The sequence below is a fragment of the Mycobacterium sp. 852002-51971_SCH5477799-a genome, from assembly GCF_001667145.1.
GTDB lineage: Bacteria > Actinomycetota > Actinomycetes > Mycobacteriales > Mycobacteriaceae > Mycobacterium.
Genome location: NZ_LZIF01000123.1, coordinates 23987 through 46948 on the forward strand (window position 1 = coordinate 23987; position 22962 = coordinate 46948).

The window sequence follows — 22962 nt, forward strand, 5'->3', positions numbered from 1 at the left end:
CCATGGGACTCACTTCTGCGCAGCTGGAGATCGTCGACCTCACCCCGAGAATCGGCAGCGAGATCCGAACCGATCTCGACACGCTGCTGAGCGGGCGGGAGGCGTCGACGATCCGTGACGTTCTCGAGCGGCGCGGCGTGGTGTTCTTCCGCGGGCTGGACATCGGTGACGAGGAGCAGGTCGCCATCGCCAAGACCCTCGGCACGCTGGTCGCCAACGAGGGCCAGGGCGGCATCAACAAGATCTCCCTCGACGAGAACGTCAATCAGCGCGCCAAATACCTGCAGGGCTCGATGTTCTGGCATTTCGACGGATCGCTGCAGCCGCTGCCCAACCTGGCCACGCTGCTGCGCGCAGTGCAGCTCTCCGAGATCGGGGGGCAGACCGAATTCTGCAACACCTACGCGGCCTACGACGACCTGCCCGATGCCGACAAGGACGCGATTGCGGAGCTGCGCGTGGTGCACAGCGCGGAACGCTCGCAGTATTACGTCACCCCGGAGATGAGTTACGACGAGGTGGCCTTCTGGCAGAAGTCGCCAACGAAGGCGTGCCCGATCGTGTGGACGCATCAATCCGGCCGTAAATCCTTGCTGTTGGGCGCGACCTCGGATTACGTGATCGGCCTGCCGGTGGAGGAAAGCCGGGCGCTGCTTGCGCGGCTTCGTGATTGGGCCACCCAGCCGCAGTACGTCTATCAGCATCAGTGGCAGCCGGGCGACCTGCTCATTTGGGACAACACCGGGACCATGCACCGGGTGTTGCCGTATGCGGTGGACAGCGGCCGGCTCATGCACCGAACGATTCTCGCGGGTGAAGAGCCCCTGCAGTGAAGCTCGGCATCGCCACCCCGGTCGTCACCAATGTCGCTGGAGCGCCCTTGGAATGGGAGAAGGACGCCGGCATCGAGGACATCGGCCGGGTCGCGGAGCTCGCAGATCGGCTCGGCTATCACCACATGACCTGCAGCGAGCACATCGGCATGCCCTCGACCGAATCCGGTCGGCGCGGAGCTCGCTACTGGGATCCGCTGGCGACGTTCGGTTACGTCTCGGGGCGCACCAAGCGGATTCGCTTCGCCACGATGACGTTGGTGCTCGGGTACCACCATCCGCTGGCGATCGTAAAGCGTTACGGCACACTCGACCACGTCAGCAATGGACGGGTGATCCTCGGTGTGGGCGTCGGTTCGCTCAAGGCGGAGTTCGACCTTCTCGGTGCGCCTTTCGAGGACCGCGGCGCCCGCGGCGACGACGCCCTGAGGGCGCTGCGGGCGGCGCTGGCCAGCAATGAGCCGGCATATCACGGTGAGTTCTACTCTTTCGGCGGGCTGACCGTCGACCCCTGTGCGGTACAACCACACACGCCGATCTGGGTCGGCGGGCGCACGCGACGTTCGTTGCGACGGGCGGTCACCCTGGCGGACGGTTGGTGCCCGTTCTACGTGTCGATCCACACGGCCGCGCAGTGGCTGGGGCGGTTCGAACTACCACCGAATTTCGAAGTGGTGATGCCCGCCGAACAGCCCCTCGATCCCGCCGGAAAACCGGAAGCGACGCGAGAGACGTTGCGGGATTTGGCCAACGGCGGCACCACCACCCTTTCGGCCCGCTTCGTTCACCACTCGTTGCAGCACTATCTCGAGCAACTCCACGCCTTGATCGAACTGCACCGCGAAACCTTCGGCGCAAACGCGCAGACGCAGTAGTCAGGAATGGCCGTGACCATCAGGACTGGCGATGATCTGTACTACGACCCGTGGGACGTCGACCTCAACTCCGATCCCTATCCGATGTTTCGACGCATCCGCGAGAACGTGCCGTTGTACTACAACAACGAACATGACTTCTATGCGCTGAGCCGGTTCGACGACGTCAACCGGGCACTAGTCGACCACCAAACATTCAGTTCCGCACGCGGTGTCGTGCTGGAGATCATCAAGGCGGGCATAGACATTCCGCCGGGACTGCTCATTTTCGAAGATCCACCCGTGCACGACATCCACCGCGGCTTGCTCTCCCGCGCGTTCACGCCCCGCAAAATCAACGCCCTGGAGCCGATGATCCGCGAGTTCACGCAGCGCTGCCTGGACCCCCTGGCCGGCGGCGACCGGCTCGACTTCGTCCAAGATCTCGGCGCCATCATGCCGATGCGCGTGGTGGGCATCCTGTTCGGAATCCCCGAGGATTACCAGCGGCGAGTTCAAAAAGACGGCGAAAAGTTCGTCCGCACCAAGCGTGGTGGCCGGATGACCGACAACACCGATGCCAAGCTCGCCGATGGCGAGGTCTTCGCCGACTTCATCGACTGGCGCACAAACCATCCCGCCGACGACCTCACGACGGAACTCCTCAACGCCGAATTCAAGGACCAAAACGGCGTCACCAGAAAGCTGCGCCGCGACGAACTGCTGATGTTCATGAAAGTCGTTGCGGTCGCGGGGTCGGAGACCACAACGCGGTTGATCGGCTGGTCGGGCAAGCTGCTCTCCGAGCATCCCGATCAGCGCCGACTGCTGGCCAACGACCGATCACTGTTGCCCGGGGCCATCGAAGAGCTGCTGCGTTTCGAGCCACCCGCGCTGCAAGCTGCGCGGTACGTCACCCGTGACATCGAATTCCACGGCGAGACGGTGCCGAAGGGCAGCGCGATCCTGACTCTGATCGGAGCAGCCAACCGCGACGAAAGGAGATTCGGGGAGGACGCCGAAACGTTTGATGTGACGCGGGTGCCGCGCCAACATCTGACGTTCGGGGTGGGTGCCCACTACTGCCTCGGCAACGCGCTCGCGCGGATCGAGGGTCGAATTGCGCTGGACGAGATCATGAATCGCTTTCCCGACTGGGAAGTCGACCTCGATGCCGCGGTGTTCTCGTCGTCGTCAGCCGTGCGCGGCTGGGACAGTATGCCGGCCTGTGTTTAAGTCACTGCCCGCCGAGTCGCGTCGACGTTCGGCCTCGGCACGGGACACGACGAAGACTTAGACCTCGTTCTCGGTGATCCACGTGGTGGTGAAGCGCACTATCTCGGGAATGCCGTTGGCCAAATCGGATCCGATGGATTTCTCGAGTTTGCCGCCCAGCAGAGGGATTTTCACCTCGACGCGCAGGGCAGAGCGCATTTGGCAACCGCCGTCATCCGTCGGTGCCAGCCAGCTCTCCACATGACCAGACCCCAAGCCGCCGGACGCCGAGACGCTGACTTGCCCGCGCACCCGGCGGTCACCGTCCGGCCGCCATATCTCGGTGTGCACGATCTTCAGGTCGCCTTTGATGAGCTTGGACACCAGGCCGGGTAACAGTTGACGACCGAAATGCTGGCTGGTGCTCACCGTCACCGTGCCATCGGCGTCGACCACCAGCGAATCCAGCGTGATGCTGGGGGCATCGGCGATGCGGGCCAGCCAATAATCCTCGCGACCGAACGCGGCATGGACTTGTTCGACACTAGCGGGTGATTCGGTCGAGACGTCATATGAGCGTGACATATCCGACCATTCTTACAGAGGCCGGTTCAGGGCCGCTCGAAATGCTGATAATCGATGGGCGCCGTCCAGTGACCGCCCCACCGCCACCCGCGATCCGTGAAGACGCGCACGGCGGGGTCCCCGTCGTGTAAGAGTCCTGGCTCGCTTTGGCTGCGGTCCAGGTAGTGGGCCGCGTTTTGTGGCTGGAAGGCGCCGGTGGCGTAGACGCACGGGTTGAGACGTGGATTGAGGTCGATAGCCCGACCATAGGCGTGTTGCGACCAGTGCTCGCTTCCGGGGATGCCCCGGCAGTTGAACGCCGACGTGTTGTCGTCCTGCATGGAGAGCTCATCGTCGGCGGCCGGGTAGTGGTCGGCGGTGCGGATCTTTTCGATGGGAAAGCCGAGTCGGTAGAGCCGAGCGAAGGCCGTGATGACCTCCGGCACCAAGTCCTGGTGCACGATCAGCTCGCCGCGGTGCGTATGTCCGTCGAAACCTAGGTGGTCGACCTCGACTCGTCGTAGCTGCGCGGGGTCCACCGGACAGCCCGGCCGCCAGCTCGCGCCCAGCTCCGCGGCGGTGACCGGCCGAATGCTGTGATCGGCACCCGCTGACGGCGCGCCGGCCGCCGACGACGCGGCGGACGATGGCCTGGCCACGGGGGGCGCCGGCGCGGCGGCGCATTGCGTCAACGTGACCCCGGCCGCCATCGTGCCCGCCAGCACGGCAACCCATCGCCTGGCGGACGTCAATGGGGATGCGTCCTCACCGCTCGCTCCGAGATCGACTCGACCGCCGCGACCGGCGTCGCGACACGTCCGGGGCCAACGCTACTGCATACCGCTCTAACCTGCTGCGCGACAGCCGCTTTGCGCCGAAACCGAAGAAGTCGTGGATGCCGTCAGGCCGTGATTTACCCTTGCCGTATGCCTGTGGTCAGTGGCAGGTGGAAGTTCAGGGCAACCGCGCTGCGCAAGACGGTCGTGGTCGCAATGGTGCTGCTCGGCCTCGTCGTGGCCTCACCCTGGGTGTTTACGGCACACACGCCGGTCGCCGACCGCCCGCAGCAGCCCGCGCTGACGTCCGTGCCCTTGCCTGCGCCATCGGAGACCCCGGCCGCGGCGCCCGCACCTGATTTCGCAACTGTCTCCAAGCTGATGAACGACGCGATCGCGGCGGGCGGGTTGCCGGGTGGCGTGGTGGTGGTCGGGCACGGCGGCAACGTCGTCTTCCACCAGGCGTACGGGTCGCGCAAACTGGCGGGCGAACCGGGCCTGGACGGATCGTCCGCACCCGCGGAGCCGATGACCGAGGACACGATCTTCGACATGGCGTCATTGACGAAGTGCCTCGCAACGGCGGTCGCCATCATGCAGCTCTACGAACAGGGCAAGGTCGCGTTCGACGATCCGGTGCAGAAATATCTGCCCGACTTCAACACAACGAACGATGCACGGCGCGCCAAGGTCACGGTTCGCATGTTGCTGACCAACTTCTCCGGCGAAGGGATCGACGTCAGCCTTCAAGACCCCTGGGGGCTGGGCGGACCCGACAAATCCGAAGGCATTCGTCGCGCGCTCACCACGCCACTGCAGTCGGGTCCCGGTGAGCTCTTCCGATACTCCGACATCAACTACATCCTGCTGGGCGCGCTGCTCGAACAGACCACGGGCGAGGCCGAAGATACGTACGTCCAACGCAATGTCTTTGCGCCGCTTGGCCTGCAAGACACCCGCTACCTTCCTGCGGCCAAAGCGTGTGGCTCACACGTGGTGCGAGGGGCGGCGGTCGCCTTTGCGCCCGCCCCGCCGGCAGGCGAGCTGATGACTTGTCCCGCGGGGACATGGAACACGAGCCTCCTGTCGCGCATCGCGCCGACGGCGCGTGACGAGGAAAGCAGAGACGACCCGAGCAGAAATCCGGATTTCTATGCGCTGCTTCGGGGTACCGTGCATGACCCGACGGCGCGCCGCATGGGGGGAGTGGCCGGCAATGCCGGCCTGTTCTCGACCGCGCACGACGTCAGTATCTTTGCGCAGGCGCTGCTTGATCGGCTAGCCGGCCGCCCGGGTGAGTTTCCTTTGCGGCCCGAAACTCTCGAGCTGATGACAACCCCTCAGCAGCCCGGCCACACCGCCGGCCAAGTCGAAGCGGCAAACCGCGCCGCCCAAGGAGCTCACGCCGCCCGCTATCCCGCGATCGAGGGGCAAAGCCTGTTTGGTTTTGGCTGGGACATCGACACGGCCTACTCCAGGCCCCGGGGAAAGGTCTTTCCCGTCGGCAGCTTTGGCAACACCGGGTTCACCGGAACGACGCTGTGGATGGACCCAGGCTCAAATACCTACGTCATCCTGCTCTCGAACTCGATTCACCTGCGGGGCAGCCCGCCGATCTCGAATCTCAGGGGTGCCGTGGCTACGGCCGCGGCGCAGGCCCTGCATCTCTAAAACGCCGCGCGTCGGCCACGACATCTACGCCTGGCCTTACGAAATGACCAAGTCTCACGTCATTTCACGCAGGGAATGCCGTCGGCGGTCATGCGGGAGAGGTTGGTGATAGCAGGTTCTTGCGTGCCGGCCACGGTGGCCGGCACGGTGGTGACGGGCGCCGCCGCGGTTGTGGTCGATTCCGACGTCAAAGTGCGGTGGTGGTCGAACCGGGAAAAATCCGTCCCGACGGTCAGCTGCACCGTGTTGCCGGCAATGCTGTCGGATGCGGTCGCCGTAATGTCGTACTGGTCGGCGAGCTCGGTGGCCGCGATCTTCGCGCCGGGCCCGTAGGCGACGCTGCTCGTCTCGCTGGTGGAGTCGGCGCTGCTGAGCTTGCCGTCACTGAATTGTCCAGTCGCCAAGATTCTTTGGACGCTTGCGGCCTCGCCTTGCCGGCCCGAGGCGTTGACCACGTCGAGCGTGACGCTGCCGGCGGTGCTCTGCGCGCCGCTGTCCGGTTGCGGTGCTGTGGTGGGGCTGCTGGTCGAGGGTGTTGTCGACGAATCGGTGCCCACCAGGTTGCGCACGATGGAGCGAATGGTGGGTGCGTCAATGAAGTTCACGTAGGCACCATTCGAGATTTCGCCGAAGCTGGTGACCGGCAGCGTGTACAGCGCGACTGGCCTGTTGGGGTATTCCAACGCGTTACGAACGAAATCGTCGAAGTCGAAATTGACGTCGACGGCGATGTTCTGCTTGGCGACGTCTAGCAGGGCATGCAGGTTGGTGGGGTCCGACAGCATCCCGCCTCGGCGCATCGCGCTGACCACCGAGACGATAAAGGCCTGCTGACGCCGGCTCCGATCAAGGTCGGTGAAGGCCGCGTCGTTGGGGTCGCGGCGCTGGCGGACGAAAGCCAACGCTTGAGTTGCGCTGATCTGTTGCAGTCCTCGGTGAAAGTCCGCGCCGGAATAGTAGCGGTCCGAAGTGTCGGCGCTGAGGCACACCGTGATCGGTTCGACCACCCGTGCGATTTCGAAGAACCCGGCCAGGGTGACTTCGATGAAGTGATCGATGGGAATTTGCAAGAGGTTCTTGACTGTGCTGATTTCGGCTTTGCGGCCCGCCTCCCGCGCCGTCTGTTCCCTAGTGGTCAAGTCTTGTCCTTGAAGCGGGGTCGGAGTCGGGGACACGGCGGCGGAGCCGTGGCCGGCCATCACGCGTTGGTAGGCGAAGCTGTAGGCCTCTTTGATCTTGCCGCGGCAATCCGAGGTCGGGCACCCGGCCAGTTCGACGTAGTCGTCGCGGGGGATCGAGATCGCGGTGGCCCGACCACCGCCGGCGGGCAGATGCACCACGATGAGCGCGTCGGAATCGCCGTCGGCGGAATCCTCACTGCCTGCGTGCAGCGCGCCATAGATGTCGGGTGGCAACGGCTGTCCGTGCTGGTCGCGACGACTATCGAGCCCCATGATCAGGATGTTCTGCTCGCTTCCGGTCGACGCGGGTTCACCGGCCAATGCCTCGGATTTGGTGATGCCCGCCGAGGCGCTGCGGTAGGCATGCCAGGCGATGCCGATGGCGGCCACCAGGGCCAGCGACGTCAGCGCGGCCAGCGTTTTGGCACCGGCCACCATCCGATGGTTGCGGTGCAAGCGATTCCGGGGCCCGGCCGTCGGCGAATCTGAATCTTGCTCGTCGGGCGGGCCCGCTCGACGCGTCATTTCAAAACTATGAATAGCCAGGTAGCGATGCGTCAAACCAGCGCCCGGCCTCCCGATCGGACGCTCGCTAGGGCTGCGGCCCGACTTCCAACAGCCGCAACGGATGCAGACCGTCGACGTTGCCGACGAACGGCGGATGAATGCTGTATCCGAGCATCCGGCGAATGTCATCCGACACCGCTCGGGCGATGTCGCGCGATATCGACAGGGTGTAGGCCTCCATGGGCCGCAGCCACGGTTGGCAGTACTGCGCGGTGACGGCGAGGCGCTCGCGGTCGGTGTTGTTGGCGCCCCCACCGTGCCACAGCGTGCCCACGAAGAAGACACACGATCCGGCGGGCATGACGACGGGGAGGGCCTGATCGTCGGGACCCGGCCGGCGCTTTCCCCAGCGGTGGCTGCCCGGGTAGAGGACGGTGGCGCCGTTGTCGGCTGTGAAGTCGTCGATCGCCCAGATCGTCGCGGCCGCGAGCGGCGCCCGAGGACGCGGAATCGGGTAGAAGCCATCGTCGTGATGCGCCAGCTGTGCGGCCTCTCCGGGGTGAATGTTGATGGCCTGCAACGCCGAAAGTAGGTAGTTGGGCATCAGCAGCCGATCGAGCACAGCCAGCACCCGCGGATCATCGACAAGTCGATCGCACGCCCGGGTCCTACTCAGCACGCTGTAGATGCGCTGAGTGCGCAGGCCCTCAAAGGAGTTTCGTCCGGTGTGCCCCAGCCAAGGGCGCACGACGTCGCGGATCTGCGAGCACCGCTCGGGGCTGAGCAGGTTGTCCCAGACGACGTAGCCGTCGCGATCCAGCGCGGCCATGTCGGCTTCGACGATCGCGCTGTCGATCGAACTTCCACCGGTCGGCGTCCGCTTGTAGCGCTGCGCCAGATCGCCTCGCAAATCCTCCAGCGTGGTGACCGATTCGTCGTCGATGCTCATGGGTGCTCGTCCTTGCTCCACTGCGCTCCTGCCCACCCTAGGCCGAATTCGGCTCAACCCACACCCGAATCGCCGACCGGGGTCAACCCCGAAGGCCGGTGATGAACCGTTGCACGCTGCGGGTCAGCGACCGGGGCACGTGGTCGGGATCCATCAGGTCGTTCTCGGCTAGCGGACCCGCCTCGTTGGCGATGGTGCGTTCGGTGAAGGGCCGCAATGTCTTGCCATCTCCGCGAAGCGCCTCGATGGCCTTCAACACCGACCGGTGTTCACCGATCGCCGCTTCCAGTTCGCCTACCGAAACACCCAGGTGTTCGGCCATCAATTCGTTTCGCACCGAAGCGATTTCGCGGCGCAGCTCGTCGTGTTCGGAATAAGTCGGCTGCGCCTCGATCGCGACGTCACACTCGCTGTCGAACCCCATCGACCGGTTGTTGAAATTCGAGGAGCCGATGCGCAACAGCCGATCGTCGACCACCAGCACCTTCGAATGGACGTAGATCGGCGCTCCGCCGTCGGTCGCTGGCCAAAACACGCCCAACCGGCCATGCTCATCGGCTTCCCACAGCAGATGGATGAGGCGGTGGCGTGCGCTGTCCATGGTTCCCCGCTCGAGCGGGTTGTTGCCTCTGCGGGCCAGCACGATGACGATCTCGGGACCCTCGTCTTCGCGCAGCCGCGCAGCCAGCGCTTCGGCGATGGTTCGGGACGCCAGGTATTGGTTTTCCACATAGAAGGTGTCCCGGGCGGCCGCGATGGCGGCCAGGTTGAGCGCCTCCACCTCCCGGACCTCATCGGAGTCCTCGAGCTTCGGCACGGTGCGGGCGATGCCGACGTCGACGTTGCGCAGCGTCGGTTTCAGCTTGGTGGGCCAGGCGCTGTGCTTGGCCCGCACCGGCGACAACGATTGTTTGGTCGCGGTCTGCCACCGGGTCAGGGCCTGCTCAGCCAGGGCCCGCGCTGCTGCGCCGTCGACCGCCAGGCCGACATCGTGTCGCGGACCGTAGCCGCGCCCCACCGTCCGGCGGTGATGGTTGCGATGCGCGTGGGCACGGGTGTCCCATCGTTCGAGTGTCAAGTCGATGCCGCCGCAGAACGCCACCGCATCGTCGACGACCACGATCTTCTGATGATGCACCGAGCCGACCGGGTGGGCGCCGTCGATGGCGAGATGCATTCGCCTGCTGCTGATCTGGTTCAGCAGCGATACCGGGGTGAGGCCAAACCAGATTCCATCGAAGGCCGGCAGCAGCCGCAGATTGGACTTCAGCAGATAGACGTCCAGACTCGGGCGTTTCCACAGAATCCAGTAGAGGAATGCGCCCAGCTGGTTGGGCCCGGGAAGCGTCTTCGCGCCCCGCTCGAACGTCACCCGGGAGTCGAAGTCCCAGCCGATCAGCATGATTCGATGGCGGGCGCGCAGCATCGCCGCCTTGACGTGCTTGAAATAGTCGGCGGCATCGATGATGGGGGCGAACTGGTCGGCCCGTGCCGCGCGCCAGCAGGTCTGGCCAGGAGTCAGAAGTCGATTGTCGTTCACGCCGGGCCTCTCAACGAGGTTGACGGGACAGCGCGGACATAGCCACTGTGTACCACATCCAGGGCGAATGCCAGCATTGGTGCGGAACCGCCACCAGGCCGCTCGACTTGCCCGTGTGTGCACAGACTGAGGGGTTGGCAGGACAAACGGCGCCGATCTATACGAGGATGAAGCGATGCGAATGCTGGTAGTGCTTGCGGGCTGCGCCGCACTCATCGGCGCGGCCGCGCCGGCGTACGCCGATCCGGTCGGCACTTCGGGAGCCGATGCGAGGTTCATCGCCGCGCTGAACAAAGCCGGAATCACCTATCAGGATCCGGCCGCCGCCGTCGGGGTCGGTAAGAGGGCCTGCCAACTGATGGACGAGGGCAGTCCCCAGGTCGAGGTCATCAAGAGCGTGTCGTCGAGTAATCCGGGGTTCACCGTGGACGGCGCCGCCCAATTCACGATGATCGCGGCGAGCGCCTACTGTCCTCAGCATCTGGGGCAACCAGTCACCCAGACACCGCCGCCTCCGGCGCCGCAACCGCCGCCGTTCATCGACATTCCCATCATCACACCCGGCGCTGCGTAGCAGTTGTTTCTGGTTGTACCGCAACGGGTTTCGCGCGGATAGGCCGTGTGTGAAATCTGCCCGGTGTCGAGCACCGGAGGCGGCGGGAGCGACTACACCGACTGGAAGCTGCGCTCCACCTCGGAGCGGCTGTGGACCTCATCGCTGCCGAGTACGTAGGTCGGCAGGGTGTGGGCAACCGCGGTGCCTCCCATGACCCTGGCCTGGGCCTGCTGAAATTCCGGTGTGGGGCCGGAAGCGGCGTTGATCCCGTTGATGATCGACCACACCGCGGTGCGACGAGCGGTACGTTCCACGATATTGCAGTCGCGGTGCTGCAGCATCTGCTTGGCCCATTTCGGCATGGTGTCGCGGATGGCCCAGTCGACCGCTGCCTGCGGCATGGAGACGTTGGGGCCGGTGCCCATCGCCTCACCATGAGTGACAGCCAGTCTCGGTAAGTAGGACTCCAGGCACTCGAGCGTTTCGGCCTTCGTGGTCGGCAGGTCGGTGCCTCCCAGCGCGTGCCCGACCCGGACGAACTCACCGTAGTAGCGGTCAAGTTTCTTGCCGCGCAACGGCATTGGATGATACAGCTCGTGCGCGGTGGCCAGGCCCCAGACGACTGTCGCGTAGTTCCACCGCAGCCACTCCGGGTCATCGGCGTCGTAGCGGGCACCGTCGGGCCGGGTGCCCTTGATGGTGTGGTGCATCGCGCGCACGGATTTCGCCAGGCGCTCAGCGGTTTCCGTCGACCCGTAGGCCGTGCCGATGAAGAACGCCACCGAGTGGCCGAGGCGTGTCGCGGCGCCTTCTGGGTCGATATGGGGCACCTGCGAAATCGGGTTTCCGTTGCTGTCCCGCTTGATCAACCGCGAGTGGTGCATGCCCATCCAATAGATCGACGGGTCCAGGGTCTCCATGAAGGCGGCGCATTGCAGGCCGAAGATCAGGGCGGGCAGGTGCGAATGCACCCGCCACACGGCGCTGTCGGGGCCGAACCATCCCGGATCGCCGACGGGTGCGGCGAACTCCATGCCACGGAAGAAGTACCGCCGCATGTTTTCGTCCAGCTTTTTGTTGATCAGCTGCCCGACGATCTGGTGTGGCAGAAACACAGCTCGCTCCTCGACATTCTGGTCACGACTGTAACCAGAATAAGTTTTGGCTACAGGTGTGACAAGACCCGGGCCTTCTCGACTTACGCTGTAGGGATGTCGAGTCCCACCCGGTGGGCCGGTATACCGCTCAAGGACCGCCGCGCCGAGCGTCGTGCGCTGCTGGTCGAGGCCGCCTATCGCGTGTTCGGCAGCGGGGGCGAGGCCGCCGTCTCGGTGCGCTCGGTGTGCCGGGAATGCGGGCTGAATACGCGGTACTTCTACGAAAGCTTCGGCGACACCGACGACCTGCTCGGCGCGGTCTACGACCGGGTGAGTGAGCAGCTGACCGAGGTGATCGCGGCCGCCATCGAGGAGGCGGGGGACTCGTTGGGGGCCCGGACCCGCGCCGGCATCGCGGCGGTGCTGGGCTTCTCGTCGGCCGATCCGCGCCGCGGTCGCGTGTTGTTCACCGATGCCCGCACGAACCCCGTGCTGGCCGCGCGCCGTCGCGCGACGCAGGACATGCTGCGCGAGGGCGTGCTGACCGAGGGCTGGCGCCTCAATCCGGATTCCGATCCGGTGGCCGCGGAGGTCGCCGCCGCCCTGTACACGGGTGCCATGGCCGAGCTTGCTCAGCAGTGGCTCGCCGGGCATTTGGGCAGTGATCTCGACGCCGTCGTCGACTACGCTCTCAAACTGGTGCTGCGGTAGCTGGGAGTGTCATGGGCGGAATCGATCACGCGATGGCTCCGGTCCGGCGCATGCTCGGGCACAAGATCAGCGTCGGCGCGCTTATCGAACTGACGGTGTGGCTGTTGATTCCATACCTGTGTATTGGGTTCGCGTGGACCGCCTTTCACCCCGAGCAGACCCAGCGAATCCAGGCCCGGATCGAAGCGGTGTCGCCCACCGGCGCCGACGCCATAGCCTTCGGGGCGACCACGGTGCTGTGGCCGGCGTCGTTGCAGATCGCCGATTCCTGCCCCGCGCCGTGAGCGACGTGCGGGTGGAATGCGTGCACGACGGGACGGATTGCTCCTAGGCTCTGTGAACATGTCAATCGACCGGTTCGGCCTCCTTGCGGGCACCATCCGCCTCGCCTCTGGCGTTTCGTTTCTCGTCGATCCCTTACGGGCGAATAAGCTATGGGGCGACCCGGAGGAGCCGACGCCGACCGCGCAATTGTTGTTGCGCTCGATGGGTTATCGCGACGCTCTGATCGGCGCTCTGCTCGCCGGGGCGGCGCTGCGCGGTAAGAACACGCGCGGGTGGTTCCTGGCCTCAGCCGGTGCCGACGTGGCCGACCTGGTCGGAGGGTTGAGCGTGCACGGCGAACTGAAGCCCTCGCAGCAGATCATCGGCCTGGGCGGCGCCGCGGTCGGCGTCGCCGCCGGCCTGTGGGGGGCGGTCCGTCCGAGCCGCCGTCCGGCCAAACGCGCGGTGACCGAAGAACCAGCGCCATGAGCTGACATACCCGAGCCGCCGAAACAGGCTCGCGCGCTGACAGCCGCGCGACGATGCGGTTGACTGAGCTTCATGGGTTTCGGTGTGCTGACATTTGTTACCGACGACGGAATCGGCCCCGCCGAGTTGGGCAAGGCGCTCGAGCAGCGTGGTTTTGAATCGCTTTTCCTCGCCGAGCATTCGCATATCCCGGTCAACGCCAAGACGCCGTACCCGGGCGGTGGTCCGATCCCGCCGAAGTACTACCGCACGCTGGACCCGTTTGTGGCGCTGACCGCCGCGGCGGTCGCCACCGAACGGCTCATCCTGGGCACCGGGATCGCACTGGTTCCTCAGCGCGATCCGATCCACACGGCCAAAGAGGTCGCCTCGCTGGATCTGGTGTCGCAGGGGCGATTTCGTTTGGGGGTGGGCGTCGGTTGGCTGCGCGAGGAGATCGCCAACCACGGTGTGAACCCCTCCGTCCGGGGGCGCGTCGTCGACGAGCGGCTGGACGCGATGATCGAGATCTGGACACACGAAAAGGCGGAATATCACGGCGAATTCGTGAACTTCGACGCCATCTACAGCTGGCCCAAGCCTATCCAGCAGCCCCATCCGCCGCTCTATCTCGGCGGAGGACCGGCGGGCTTCACGCGCATCGCTCGGCTGCACACGGGCTGGCTGTCCATGACGGCGTCGGCGCAGGATTTGTCTTCTCCGCTCGAGCAACTGCGTGACGTGGCCGGCCGGGACGTGCCGGTGATCCACTTCCACGGCGGCAAGCCGACGGCGAAGGAACTCGAGGGTTATCGCGAGCTGGGGTTGACACACCTCTTGGTGGATTTACCGACGGAGCCTCGCGACGAGACGCTGCATCGCCTGGACGGGTTGCAGGCTGAGCTCGCCAAGCTTTCGTAAGGTCAAGTGCCGCAGAAGGTTTGATACTTGCCGAACTCGTCGGGGGCGGGCTCCGCGTAGCGCTCGAGGCCCGGCCGTTCCGCATAGGGGTCGGTGACGGCCGCCAGCAGTTGCTGCAGTGGGCCGAGCTCGCCGGCCGTCGCGGCGGCCAGGGCCTCCTCGACCAGATGGTTACGCGGAATGTAGATCGGGTTGGTGCGATCCATTGTGTCGGCGTCGGGACCCAACGCCCGCCACCGCGTCAGCCACGCGTCGAAGCCGGCGAGGTCGGCGAACAATCCGCGGACGGGTTCGGCACAGGATCTGGCATCCCCGCGCGCCGCGTGGCTGAGCCGGCGGAAGAACGAGGTGTAGTCGATGTGGTTCTGCTTGAGCAGCGCGAGCAGCTCTTCGACCAGCACCGTGGCGAATTCGGCGTCGACGTCGGCGGACAAGCCGAGTTTGGCTCGCATTCCGGAGCTCCATACGGCGTCGTAGCGGGTTTGGAACACCGCGAACGACTGCTCCGCGAGCGCGATGGCGTCCTCGGTGTTCTCCGAGAGCAACGGAAGTAGTGTCTCGGCGAAGCGCGCGAGGTTCCATCCTGCGACGACCGGTTGGTTTCCGTAGGCGTAGCGCCCCCAGAAGTCGATCGAACTGAAGACGGTGTCGGGGTCGTAGACCTCCATGAAGGCGCACGGCCCGTAGTCGATCGTTTCGCCCGAGATGGTGGTGTTGTCGGTGTTCATCACGCCGTGCACGAATCCGATCAGCATCCATTGGGCGATCAGCGACGCCTGCACTGCGACCACCGCTTCGAACAAGGCGAGATACGGGTTCTTCGCCTCGGCGGCGGCTGGGTGGTGGCGGCTGATCGCGTGGTCGGCGAGGCGGCGCAGCAGGTCTTCATTGCCGGTGGACGCGGCGAACTGGAAGCTGCCCACCCGCAGATGACTGCTTGCCACGCGGGTGAGCACCGCACCCGGCAGCGTTTCTTCGCGATGGACCGGACGCCCAGTCCCCACGACGGCCAGCGACCGCGTCGTCGGCACGCCCAGGGCGTGCATCGCCTCGCTGACCAGGTATTCGCGCAGCATCGGCCCTACCGCGGCCAGGCCATCGCCGCCGCGGGCGAACGGCGTGGCGCCGGATCCCTTGAGATGTATGTCGCGCAGCCGCCCGTCGCCGTCGACCAGTTCGCCGAGCAGCAGGGCACGCCCGTCGCCCAGCCGCGGAACAAAGCCGCCGAACTGATGCCCGGCGTAGGCCTGGGCCACCGGAGTGGCGCCACCGGGCACCGAGTTGCCGACCAGAAAGCGCAACCCGTCGAGACCGCGCAGCCAGCCGACGTCGAGTCCCAGCGTGCCGGCCAGGGGTTCGTTGAGCGCCAACAGCTGCAACTCGGGGAATGTCTCCGCCTGCCAACGGACCGCCATCTCCGGCAACTCGCGGAAGAACCGGTTTTGGAGAGCAACGGTGGTATCCGGGGCAACGCTCATCTCATCGAGCCTACGGAAACTCCAAAAGGCGCGCCGGGCGCGCTATCCGAGGGCTTTGCCGATCAGATCGCGGGCGCGGTCGAGCATGGACGCGAACGGCCCAAGCGCGAAGTTCAGTTTCGCCGATTCCACGCCGGGATGGGGGCGCGTCGGAGCGATCGCCTCAGCGGCGCGTACCGCCGCCCCCATTCGCTTGAGGTCGTCGGTGTCCACCTTGCGCTTCAAGACGGGGAACTCTTCGTCCTCCTCTTGCCGGGCGTGCTCGAGCACCGCTCCGCGCAATTTGGTGAGCTCTGCAATGAATTCGTCGGAGGTGATGTCGAGCTTCTCGATCGCCGACAGCAGTTCCTTTGCGTCATGCTCCTCTTTGAGGCGGGCGTCGACGATGGCGTCGCCGGCATCGTCCTCCCGCCGCACGCGCGGATGCACCACCATTTCCTCGGCCGTCTCGTGGACGGCCAGCAGCTGGCGCAACGTTGCGAATGGCTCCTCGCGCGCTTTGGGATCCGTGGCGTGCAGCACTTGGTCGAACATGTCCTCGATGAGGTTGTGCTGCGCTTTCAGGAATGCGACGACTTCGTCGGGTGATTCGATAATCATCTCGGCCATCGCCGGTACCTCCTGTGATGAGGGGAATAGGGGACGCACGCTGGGCTGTGTACGGCTTGAACGAGGCATACCCGCCGCGCAAATGGCCAAACGGACGCCGGCGCTCCGCGCGACGCTCATTGCGCCCACTCAATGAGCAAAACCGCTGCGGCGCAACGGTTTTGTGTAGCAGCGCCCGTCGCCCAGCGATCCCCGTCAGCCGCACGACGGCTGACGGGGAGCTCGAGGACTAAGGCGCGGGGTTAAACTCCGCGGCCCCGAGTGGCGGCCGGTCCGGCGCCGGTGCCGGTGCCCGCGACGTGATCCTTTCGGCGCATCAGCCCGGCGAGTCCGCCCAGACCCAAGAGACCGACCAGGCCCCACAAGCCGTTGTTGTCGCTCTTCTGGTCATTGCCGGTGTTGTTGTTGTCCGCCAGTGTCGTGGTGGTGGACGACGGTGCGGGAGCACTCGGACTGGCGGCGTTTGCAACACCCGCTCCACCGAACAACAATGCCCCGGTCGCTGAAACGACTGCTATGGCCTTACGCATATCTACTCCTCGTGATTTTTCCTCGGTCGGTCCCAGAGACGGGTGATCGAGACGCATTTCGGGACCAGGTTGCTCTAGCCTCCGCAGGATCCGACGCACGACCGATGGCCGTAACGTGGCGAAGGAGGTTCTACCCCGAGGCAGCTACGGTGAAACCCGTCGGAGGGCGGTTTCGTTTGCTGGATCCCCGGGCCTCGGCGGGTTCTTGCCCGAAATCGAAAGACGACACGACCGTTCGGAGTGAGTTCACACCCGGCCGGGCTACGGTAAAGGAGCCCAGGACTGCAACCACGAGAAGGCGACATCTCAGCTGACATGTACGAGCAGGTCAACAACAGCGCGCCAGAGTCCGATGACGTCATCGGCTTCCGCATCGATCCTGTTCTGGCTCGAAGTTGGCTATTGGTGAATGGTGCACACGACGACCGGTTTCAGTCCGCGGTGCACTCGCACGCTGACATCATCGTCCTCGACATCGAGGATGCGGTCGCGCCAAAAGACAAGCACGCGGCGCGCGACAACGTGGTGCGCTGGTTGAACGCCGGAAACACCGACTGGGTCCGCATCAACGGCTTCGGCACTCCCTGGTGGGCGGACGACCTGGCCGCCCTGGCCACCACCCCGGTCGGCGGAGTGATGCTGGCGATGGTCGAATCGGTCGACCACATCACCGAGACCGCGAAGCGGGTGCCCGACGTCCCGATCGTGGCTCTGGTCGAAACCGCCCGGGGCCTGGAGCGCATCACCGAGATCGCCGCGACTAAGGGCACGTTCCGGCTCGCCTTCGGCATCGGCGACTTTCGCCGCGATACCGGTTTCGGCGACGACCCGGCGACCCTGGCCTACACGCGATCCCGCTTCACTATCGCCTCCAAGGCCGCCGACCTGCCCAGCGCCATCGACGGGCCGACCATCGGCTCCAATCCGCTGAAACTGATCGAGGCCACCGCGGTGTCAACCCAATTCGGAATGACCGGGAAGATCTGCCTGACGCCCGACCAATGCGCCGTGGTCAATGAGGGGCTGTCACCATCGCAGGACGAAATATCTTGGGCGAAAGAGTTTTTCGCCGAGTTCGAACGCGACGGGGGAGAGATCCGCAATGGCTCCGATCTGCCCCGCATCGCCCGGGCCACCAAAATCCTGGAGCTGGCCCGCGCGTACGGGATCGAGGCGTTGGACATCGACGAGGAAGAGCGTGATCACTCGCCCGCACCCTCGGACACCTATCACTACTGAGCCGACGGACGCCGCCACGTCCGCGGCTACCCTGAGCCTGTGAGCGCCAAAAAGCGGGTCCGGGTGACGCGGGTCTACGACGAGGTCGACCCCGGCGAGGGCCAGCGTGTCCTGGTCGACCGGGTCTGGCCGCGAGGAGTGCGCAAAGACGATCCGCGGGTGGGTATCTGGTGCAAGGACGTCGCGCCGTCGAAGGATCTCCGCGAGTGGTATCACCACGATCCGGACCGGTTCGACGAATTCGTGTCACGCTATAAGGCGGAACTGGGTGACAGTGCCGCGCTGGAAGACCTGCGCAAGCTCGCCAAGCGGAAAGCCGTGACGCTGGTGACCGCGACCCGAGACCTGGACATCAGCCAGGCCGCTGTCTTGGCCAAGCTGCTCGAACCCCGGTGAACCGGCTCAGACCCACGCCGTCGTAGGCTCGCCGGTTGACATGACTAACGCCGAACCCATCCTTCCGCGGGAACTGACCGACCTTCCCGAGGCGATCCGCAGCGTCTCACCGCCGCCCATTCCGGAATTGCCCGAGCCGTATGGTCTGCGCGTTGCCGACCCGGACACCGACGCCGAGATGGTCTCGGAGTGGATGAGCCGGCCGCACCTGGTCGAGGCATGGGAATCCAACTGGCCGGTGGCACGGTGGCATCGCTACCTCGAGGCGCAATTGGAGGGCGCTTTCTCTCGCCCGCTCATCGCCACCCTGGACGGTGTAGACCGCGCGTACATCGAATTATACAGAGCGGCAAAGGATTCCATTGCTCGTCGATACGAGCATGATCCCAACGATTTGGGACTGCACGTCGCGGTCGCCGACTTGGATCACATCGAACGCGGGCACGTCAGCTACTTGCTGCCGTATTTGGTGATCAGCATCTTCACCCTCGATCCGCGGTGTCGCCGCATCATGTTCGATCCCGATCATCGCAACGCGTTGGCGCGCAAGTTCTGTGAACGAGGCGGTTGCGCGTTTCTCGGCGAGCATGCCATGTCGAATCGGCGGATGGCGCTGTATGTGCTGCCCCGAACTCCCGACGACATACCGCGTCAGCGCGACGCCTGATGGCGCCGCGGACCCGGATCACAACTGCTGTGCGATCTGCTGTCCGATGAACGCCGCCGCTTCACCGAGCAAGACGCTGACCACGATGTTGGCCAGTGCGGCTCGCAGCCGGCGTTCCTCGCCGAGCCGCTGCGCCTCGAGCATCCAGGTGGAAAACGTCGTGTATGCGCCGACGAAGGCGGTGCCGGCCAGCAGCGCGGCCTCCCTGTTCAGCGCCAGGCCGCCCAGGAAACCCAAAAGCGCTGCGCCGCTGATGTTCACAGCAAGCGTGCCGAACGGAAACGGTCTCGACACTCGGCGCGCCACCGTGCGGTCGATGACGAAACGCAGCACCGACCCGACGCCGCCGATGAGCACGACGCCGACCCAGACCAGAGCCGTCGTCACCGTGGCGGCGGTCACCGGCGCACCCGGACCCGGCGTACCAACTTGGTGGCAAGGTGCACCGCCAGCAGGCCCAACGCGATGCTGGCGAGCGTGTAGCCGACGGCCAGCCCCCAGTGGCCGTGTTCGATCATCTTCAGGGTCTCGACTTGCATCGTCGAGAAAGTCGTTAAACCACCGCACAATCCGGTGCCGAGCAGGGGCCGTCGATAGCTCGATGTCGGCAACCGTTCCAGCAGCCGGGTGGTGAAATAGCCCACCAGAAACGCCCCGACGATGTTGACCATGAAGGTGGGCCATGGCCAGCTCGCCGGGTCATCGCCGGCCAGCGTGCTCAGGGCGGCCCGGGCCAGGGAGCCCAGCGCCCCACCGGCGAATACCGCGGCCAATTCGCGATAGTCCCGTTGAGCCACTGGGCGAATTCCCTTCGATTGCCGCTGCGCTACGCAGCGTATGGCCGAAGTCCAGACCGGCGCAGCCCGGGGGGCCGCGGACACGGGCAGAATTGGTACCCATGGTGGCAAACCCCCGCGCCGGTCAGCCGGCCCAGCCCGAAGACCTCGTCGATCTGCCCCACCTGGTGACGGCGTACTACTCGATTCAGCCGGACGCCGGTGATGTCGCGCAGCAGGTCGCTTTCGGCACGTCGGGGCACCGTGGGTCAGCACTCAATGGCGCGTTCAACGAGGCCCACATCTTGGCGATCACCCAGGCCATCGTCGAGTTCCGCGCCGAGCACCGCACCACGGGGCCGTTATTCATCGGCCGGGACACCCACGGCCTGTCCGAGCCGGCGTGGGTGTCCGCGCTCGAGGTGCTGGCCGCCAACGACGTCGTCGCCATGATCGACTCCCGCGACCGTTACACGCCGACACCCGCGGTCAGCCATGCCATCCTGTCCTACAACCGTGGCCGCGCCGAGGCGTTGGCCGACGGAATCGTGGTGACGCCGTCGCACAACCCGCCCGCCGACGGCGGCTTCAAATACAACCCGCCCAACGGCGGCCCGGCCGACACCGACGCGACCAACGCAATTGCCAAGCGCGCCAACGAGATCCTGCGTGACGGGGTGGGGGTCAAACGCATTCCACTGGCCCGCGCTCTGCGCACCGTGCAGCGGCACGACTACTTGGGCAACTACGTCGACGACCTGCCCAATGTCGTCGACATCGATGCCATCCGCGCGGCCGGGGTGCGGATCGGCGCCGACCCGCTGGGCGGGGCCAGCGTGGACTATTGGGGCGAGATCGCCCAGCGGCATCGCCTGGATCTGACCGTGGTGAATCCGCTGGTCGATGCGACGTGGCGGTTCATGACGCTCGACCACGACGGCAAGATCCGCATGGATTGCAGCTCGCCGGACGCGATGGCGGGGCTCATCGCCAACCGCGACCGCTACCAGATCGCCACCGGCAACGATGCCGACTCCGACCGCCACGGCATCGTGACACCCGATGGGGGGCTGCTCAACCCGAACCACTACCTCGCGGCGGCCATCGAATACCTCTACACCCAGCGGCCGTCGTGGCCGGGCGGCATCGCCGTCGGCAAGACCGCCGTCAGCTCGTCCATGATCGACCGGGTGGTCGCCGGCATCGGCCGCAAGCTGATCGAGGTGCCGGTCGGATTCAAATGGTTCGTCGACGGCCTGATCGGCGGAACCATCGGCTTCGGCGGCGAGGAGTCGGCCGGGGCATCGTTCCTGCGGCGGGACGGATCGGTGTGGACCACCGACAAAGACGGCATCATCCTGGCGCTGCTGGCTTCGGAGATTCTCGCGGTCACCGGATCGAGTCCGTCCCAGCGCTATCAGCGGCTGACCGCCGAGTACGACACACCGTTCTATGCGCGGGTCGACGCCCCGGCCGATCGAGACCAAAAGGCCCGGCTGTCGACACTGTCCGCCGATCAGGTGACCGCGACGGAATTGGCGGGGGAGCCGATCACGGCGAAGCTGACCGCGGCGCCGGGCAATGGCGCCCCGCTGGGCGGATTGAAGGTGACGACGGCCAATGCGTGGTTCGCCGCACGCCCGTCGGGCACCGAGGACGTGTACAAGATTTACGCGGAATCTTTCAACGGGCCTGAGCATTTGGCGGAGGTGCAAGAAACCGCGCGCGAGGTAGTTAATAAAGTCATTGGGTGACAATTTCCCTCCGGCTTGCCCGCGCGGAGGGGCGTGCGTCCCGTTTTGGCCGGCTGCCGCGCGAAGTCTGGATCCTGAGCTGGGCAAACATCATGGTCGCGCTGGGCTACGGGGTCATTTCGCCGGCGCTGCCGTCGTTCGCCCGCAGCTTCGGAGTCAGCATCAAGGCGGTGACTTTCTTGGTCACCGTCTTTTCGTTGAGCCGCCTGTGTTTTGCGCCGATAAGCGGCCAGCTGGTCCAGCGCCTGGGGGAGCGGCGGATTTACATCGGCGGCATGCTGATCGTCGCGGTCTCCACCGCCGCGTGCGCGTTCTCCCAGGCCTATTGGCAACTGCTGGCTTTCCGGGTGATCAGCGGCATCGGATCGACCATGTTCTATGTGTCGGCGCTGGGACTGATGATCCACATCAGCCCACCCGACGCGCGCGGACGGGTCGCGGGCCTTTTCACCACCTCGTTCATGGTGGGCGCCGTGGGTGGGCCGGCCGTCGGCGCCCTGGCGGCCGGGTGGGGCCTGACCGCTCCGTTCATCGTGTACGGCGTCGCCCTGCTGGGCGTCGCGGCGGTGCTGTTCTACAGCCTGCGGAATTCGACCCTTGCCGCGCCGGGGCCGCCGACACGATCGACGGTGACGATGCGAGAGGCGCTGCGATTCCGCGCCTACTGGTCGTCGCTGGGAGCCAATTTCGCGACCGGCTGGTCGGCGTTCGGCCTTCGCGTCGCGCTGGTCCCGCTGTTCATTACCGACGTCATGGGCCGCGGCGTCGGCATCATCGGCGTTGCGCTTGCGGCGTTCGCCGGAGGCAACGCGGTGGCGATGATCCCCAGTGGCTACCTGTCTGACCGGGTGGGACGGCGCACGCTGATGATCGTGGGCCTGACGTTGTCCGGCGCGGCGACCGTCTTCCTGGGCGTCGCGTCGTCTTTGCCGTCGTTTCTGGCCGCTGCGATTGTGGTCGGCGCGGTGACCGGAATCTACATGTCGCCGATGCAGGCCGCGGTCGCCGACATCCTTGGCAGCGAGGCGCGGGCGGGCAGCCCGGTGGCGGCGGTGCAAATGATGTCCGATCTGGGTGCCATCGTCGGCTCGATGACGCTCGGTTGGGTCGCCGAGCGGCTGAGCTACGGCTGGGGCTTCACCATCAGCGGGATAGTTCTGCTGATCGCCGCCGTCGGATGGGTGGCGGCGCCGGAAACCCGGACCGTGCCCGTCCCGGAGCCGGACCCGTCGCCCTCTCCGCACACGGCGAACCTGCCTGAGCAGCAACTTTGATGGACGGTTGACGGTGGTGTAGCTTCGATGGGCACGACTTCTTGGGGCTATGGCGCAGCTGGTAGCGCACCACACTGGCAGTGTGGGGGTCAGGGGTTCGAGTCCCCTTAGCTCCACCGAGAAAAAATGCAC

General features: G+C 65.6%; 25 protein-coding genes and 1 tRNA gene. 15 read left to right on the top strand and 11 right to left on the bottom strand.

The features are described from left to right. Window positions 1-2: 2 nt before the first annotated feature. Genes A5753_RS23080 through A5753_RS23090 form a run of 3 tightly spaced genes read left to right on the top strand, consistent with a single transcriptional unit; the run spans window position 3 to window position 2923 of the window. Entirely contained in the window at window positions 3-833 is an 831-nt protein-coding gene (locus tag A5753_RS23080; RefSeq protein ID WP_067134090.1) for a TauD/TfdA family dioxygenase, read from the top strand. After that, window positions 830-1708, top strand: coding sequence for a TIGR03619 family F420-dependent LLM class oxidoreductase (locus A5753_RS23085; RefSeq protein ID WP_067134093.1), 879 nt, complete (start codon window positions 830-832; stop codon window positions 1706-1708). Before A5753_RS23080 ends, A5753_RS23085 begins: the two co-directional genes overlap by 4 nt. 6 nt (window positions 1709-1714) lie before the next feature. Further along, a complete protein-coding gene (locus A5753_RS23090; protein ID WP_067134096.1) occupies window positions 1715-2923 on the top strand; it encodes a cytochrome P450 in 1209 nt (402 codons plus the stop codon). 57 nt (window positions 2924-2980) lie between these two features. On the opposite strand, the gene A5753_RS23095 is transcribed toward A5753_RS23090, so the two are convergent. Then, window positions 2981-3487, bottom strand: coding sequence for a DUF2505 domain-containing protein (locus A5753_RS23095; RefSeq protein ID WP_067134099.1), 507 nt, complete (start codon window positions 3485-3487; stop codon window positions 2981-2983). Window positions 3488-3513: 26 nt separating this feature from the next. Beyond that, window positions 3514-4176 (bottom strand): M15 family metallopeptidase, encoded by a 663-nt coding sequence (locus A5753_RS23100; protein WP_082971450.1) that lies wholly within the window; start codon window positions 4174-4176, stop codon window positions 3514-3516. A 216-nt stretch (window positions 4177-4392) separates the two neighbouring features. Between A5753_RS23100 and A5753_RS23105 the strand changes: the two genes are divergently transcribed. Then, window positions 4393-5913, top strand: coding sequence for a serine hydrolase (locus A5753_RS23105; RefSeq protein ID WP_067134102.1), 1521 nt, complete (start codon window positions 4393-4395; stop codon window positions 5911-5913). Between the two features lie 59 nt (window positions 5914-5972). Here the strand turns inward: A5753_RS23105 and A5753_RS23110 are convergent, their stop codons facing one another. The 3 genes from A5753_RS23110 to A5753_RS23120 form a co-directional block, all read right to left on the bottom strand. Further along, on the bottom strand, window positions 5973-7619 hold the full coding sequence (locus A5753_RS23110) for an LCP family protein (protein ID WP_369829348.1): 1647 nt from the start codon (window positions 7617-7619) through the stop codon (window positions 5973-5975). 67 nt (window positions 7620-7686) lie between these two features. Next, entirely contained in the window at window positions 7687-8550 is an 864-nt protein-coding gene (locus A5753_RS23115; protein ID WP_067134108.1) for a phytanoyl-CoA dioxygenase family protein, read from the bottom strand. Between the two features lie 82 nt (window positions 8551-8632). Further along, window positions 8633-10090, bottom strand: a complete 1458-nt coding sequence (locus A5753_RS23120) for a phospholipase D-like domain-containing protein (RefSeq protein WP_067134111.1) — start codon at window positions 10088-10090, stop codon at window positions 8633-8635. Window positions 10091-10265: 175 nt separating this feature from the next. Between A5753_RS23120 and A5753_RS23125 the strand changes: the two genes are divergently transcribed. Then, window positions 10266-10664: a DUF732 domain-containing protein gene (locus tag A5753_RS23125; RefSeq protein ID WP_067134114.1), complete on the top strand. Its 399-nt coding sequence runs from the start codon at window positions 10266-10268 to the stop codon at window positions 10662-10664. Between the two features lie 92 nt (window positions 10665-10756). Here A5753_RS23125 and A5753_RS23130 read toward each other — a convergent pair whose 3' ends face one another. Beyond that, complete coding sequence (locus A5753_RS23130; RefSeq protein ID WP_067134117.1) at window positions 10757-11761, bottom strand: oxygenase MpaB family protein; 1005 nt, start codon at window positions 11759-11761, stop codon at window positions 10757-10759. A 96-nt stretch (window positions 11762-11857) separates the two neighbouring features. Here A5753_RS23130 and A5753_RS23135 point away from each other — a divergent pair, with 96 nt between their 5' ends. From A5753_RS23135 to A5753_RS23150, 4 genes are all read left to right on the top strand, one after another. Then, a complete protein-coding gene (locus A5753_RS23135; protein WP_067134120.1) occupies window positions 11858-12454 on the top strand; it encodes a TetR/AcrR family transcriptional regulator in 597 nt (198 codons plus the stop codon). Between the two features lie 11 nt (window positions 12455-12465). Next, window positions 12466-12738, top strand: a complete 273-nt coding sequence (locus A5753_RS23140; RefSeq protein WP_067134123.1) for a hypothetical protein — start codon at window positions 12466-12468, stop codon at window positions 12736-12738. A gap of 58 nt (window positions 12739-12796) precedes the next feature. Further along, window positions 12797-13207, top strand: a complete 411-nt coding sequence (locus A5753_RS23145; protein WP_067134126.1) for a DUF4267 domain-containing protein — start codon at window positions 12797-12799, stop codon at window positions 13205-13207. Window positions 13208-13279: 72 nt separating this feature from the next. Further along, window positions 13280-14107 carry an LLM class F420-dependent oxidoreductase gene (locus tag A5753_RS23150; RefSeq protein WP_067134129.1) on the top strand — a complete coding sequence of 276 codons (828 nt, stop codon included), beginning with the start codon at window positions 13280-13282 and terminating at the stop codon, window positions 14105-14107. 2 nt (window positions 14108-14109) lie between these two features. Here A5753_RS23150 and A5753_RS23155 read toward each other — a convergent pair whose 3' ends face one another. The 3 genes from A5753_RS23155 to A5753_RS23165 form a co-directional block, all read right to left on the bottom strand. Then, window positions 14110-15585 (bottom strand): YdiU family protein, encoded by a 1476-nt coding sequence (locus tag A5753_RS23155; RefSeq protein ID WP_067134133.1) that lies wholly within the window; start codon window positions 15583-15585, stop codon window positions 14110-14112. Window positions 15586-15627: 42 nt separating this feature from the next. Further along, window positions 15628-16194, bottom strand: coding sequence for a hemerythrin domain-containing protein (locus A5753_RS23160; RefSeq protein WP_067134137.1), 567 nt, complete (start codon window positions 16192-16194; stop codon window positions 15628-15630). Window positions 16195-16436: 242 nt separating this feature from the next. Further along, a complete protein-coding gene (locus A5753_RS23165) occupies window positions 16437-16724 on the bottom strand; it encodes a WGxxGxxG family protein (RefSeq protein WP_067134141.1) in 288 nt (95 codons plus the stop codon). Window positions 16725-17039: 315 nt separating this feature from the next. Between A5753_RS23165 and A5753_RS23170 the strand changes: the two genes are divergently transcribed. From A5753_RS23170 to A5753_RS23180, 3 genes are read left to right on the top strand one after another with little or no spacing between them, the layout of a single operon-like run. Then, a complete protein-coding gene (locus A5753_RS23170) occupies window positions 17040-17963 on the top strand; it encodes a CoA ester lyase (protein ID WP_067134145.1) in 924 nt (307 codons plus the stop codon). Window positions 17964-18002: 39 nt separating this feature from the next. Further along, the gene (locus A5753_RS23175; RefSeq protein ID WP_067134148.1) at window positions 18003-18359 is read left to right on the top strand and encodes a DUF488 domain-containing protein; all 357 of its coding nucleotides are present in this window, start codon (window positions 18003-18005) and stop codon (window positions 18357-18359) included. A gap of 40 nt (window positions 18360-18399) precedes the next feature. Continuing rightward, the gene (locus tag A5753_RS23180; protein WP_067134151.1) at window positions 18400-19026 is read left to right on the top strand and encodes a GNAT family N-acetyltransferase; all 627 of its coding nucleotides are present in this window, start codon (window positions 18400-18402) and stop codon (window positions 19024-19026) included. 18 nt (window positions 19027-19044) lie between these two features. On the opposite strand, the gene crcB (A5753_RS23185) is transcribed toward A5753_RS23180, so the two are convergent. Next, window positions 19045-19428, bottom strand: coding sequence for a fluoride efflux transporter CrcB (gene crcB, locus A5753_RS23185; RefSeq protein WP_231990151.1), 384 nt, complete (start codon window positions 19426-19428; stop codon window positions 19045-19047). Then, window positions 19425-19823: a fluoride efflux transporter CrcB gene (gene crcB / locus A5753_RS23190; protein ID WP_067134154.1), complete on the bottom strand. Its 399-nt coding sequence runs from the start codon at window positions 19821-19823 to the stop codon at window positions 19425-19427. Before crcB (A5753_RS23190) ends, crcB (A5753_RS23185) begins: the two co-directional genes overlap by 4 nt. Before the next feature lie 101 nt (window positions 19824-19924). Here crcB (A5753_RS23190) and pgm point away from each other — a divergent pair, with 101 nt between their 5' ends. From pgm to A5753_RS23205, 3 genes are all read left to right on the top strand, one after another. Then, a complete protein-coding gene (pgm, locus tag A5753_RS23195) occupies window positions 19925-21556 on the top strand; it encodes a phosphoglucomutase (alpha-D-glucose-1,6-bisphosphate-dependent) (RefSeq protein ID WP_067134157.1) in 1632 nt (543 codons plus the stop codon). Between the two features lie 2 nt (window positions 21557-21558). Beyond that, window positions 21559-22830, top strand: a complete 1272-nt coding sequence (locus A5753_RS23200; RefSeq protein ID WP_156656210.1) for an MFS transporter — start codon at window positions 21559-21561, stop codon at window positions 22828-22830. A gap of 43 nt (window positions 22831-22873) precedes the next feature. Further along, window positions 22874-22946, top strand: a tRNA-Ala gene (locus tag A5753_RS23205). Window positions 22947-22962 lie beyond the last annotated feature (16 nt).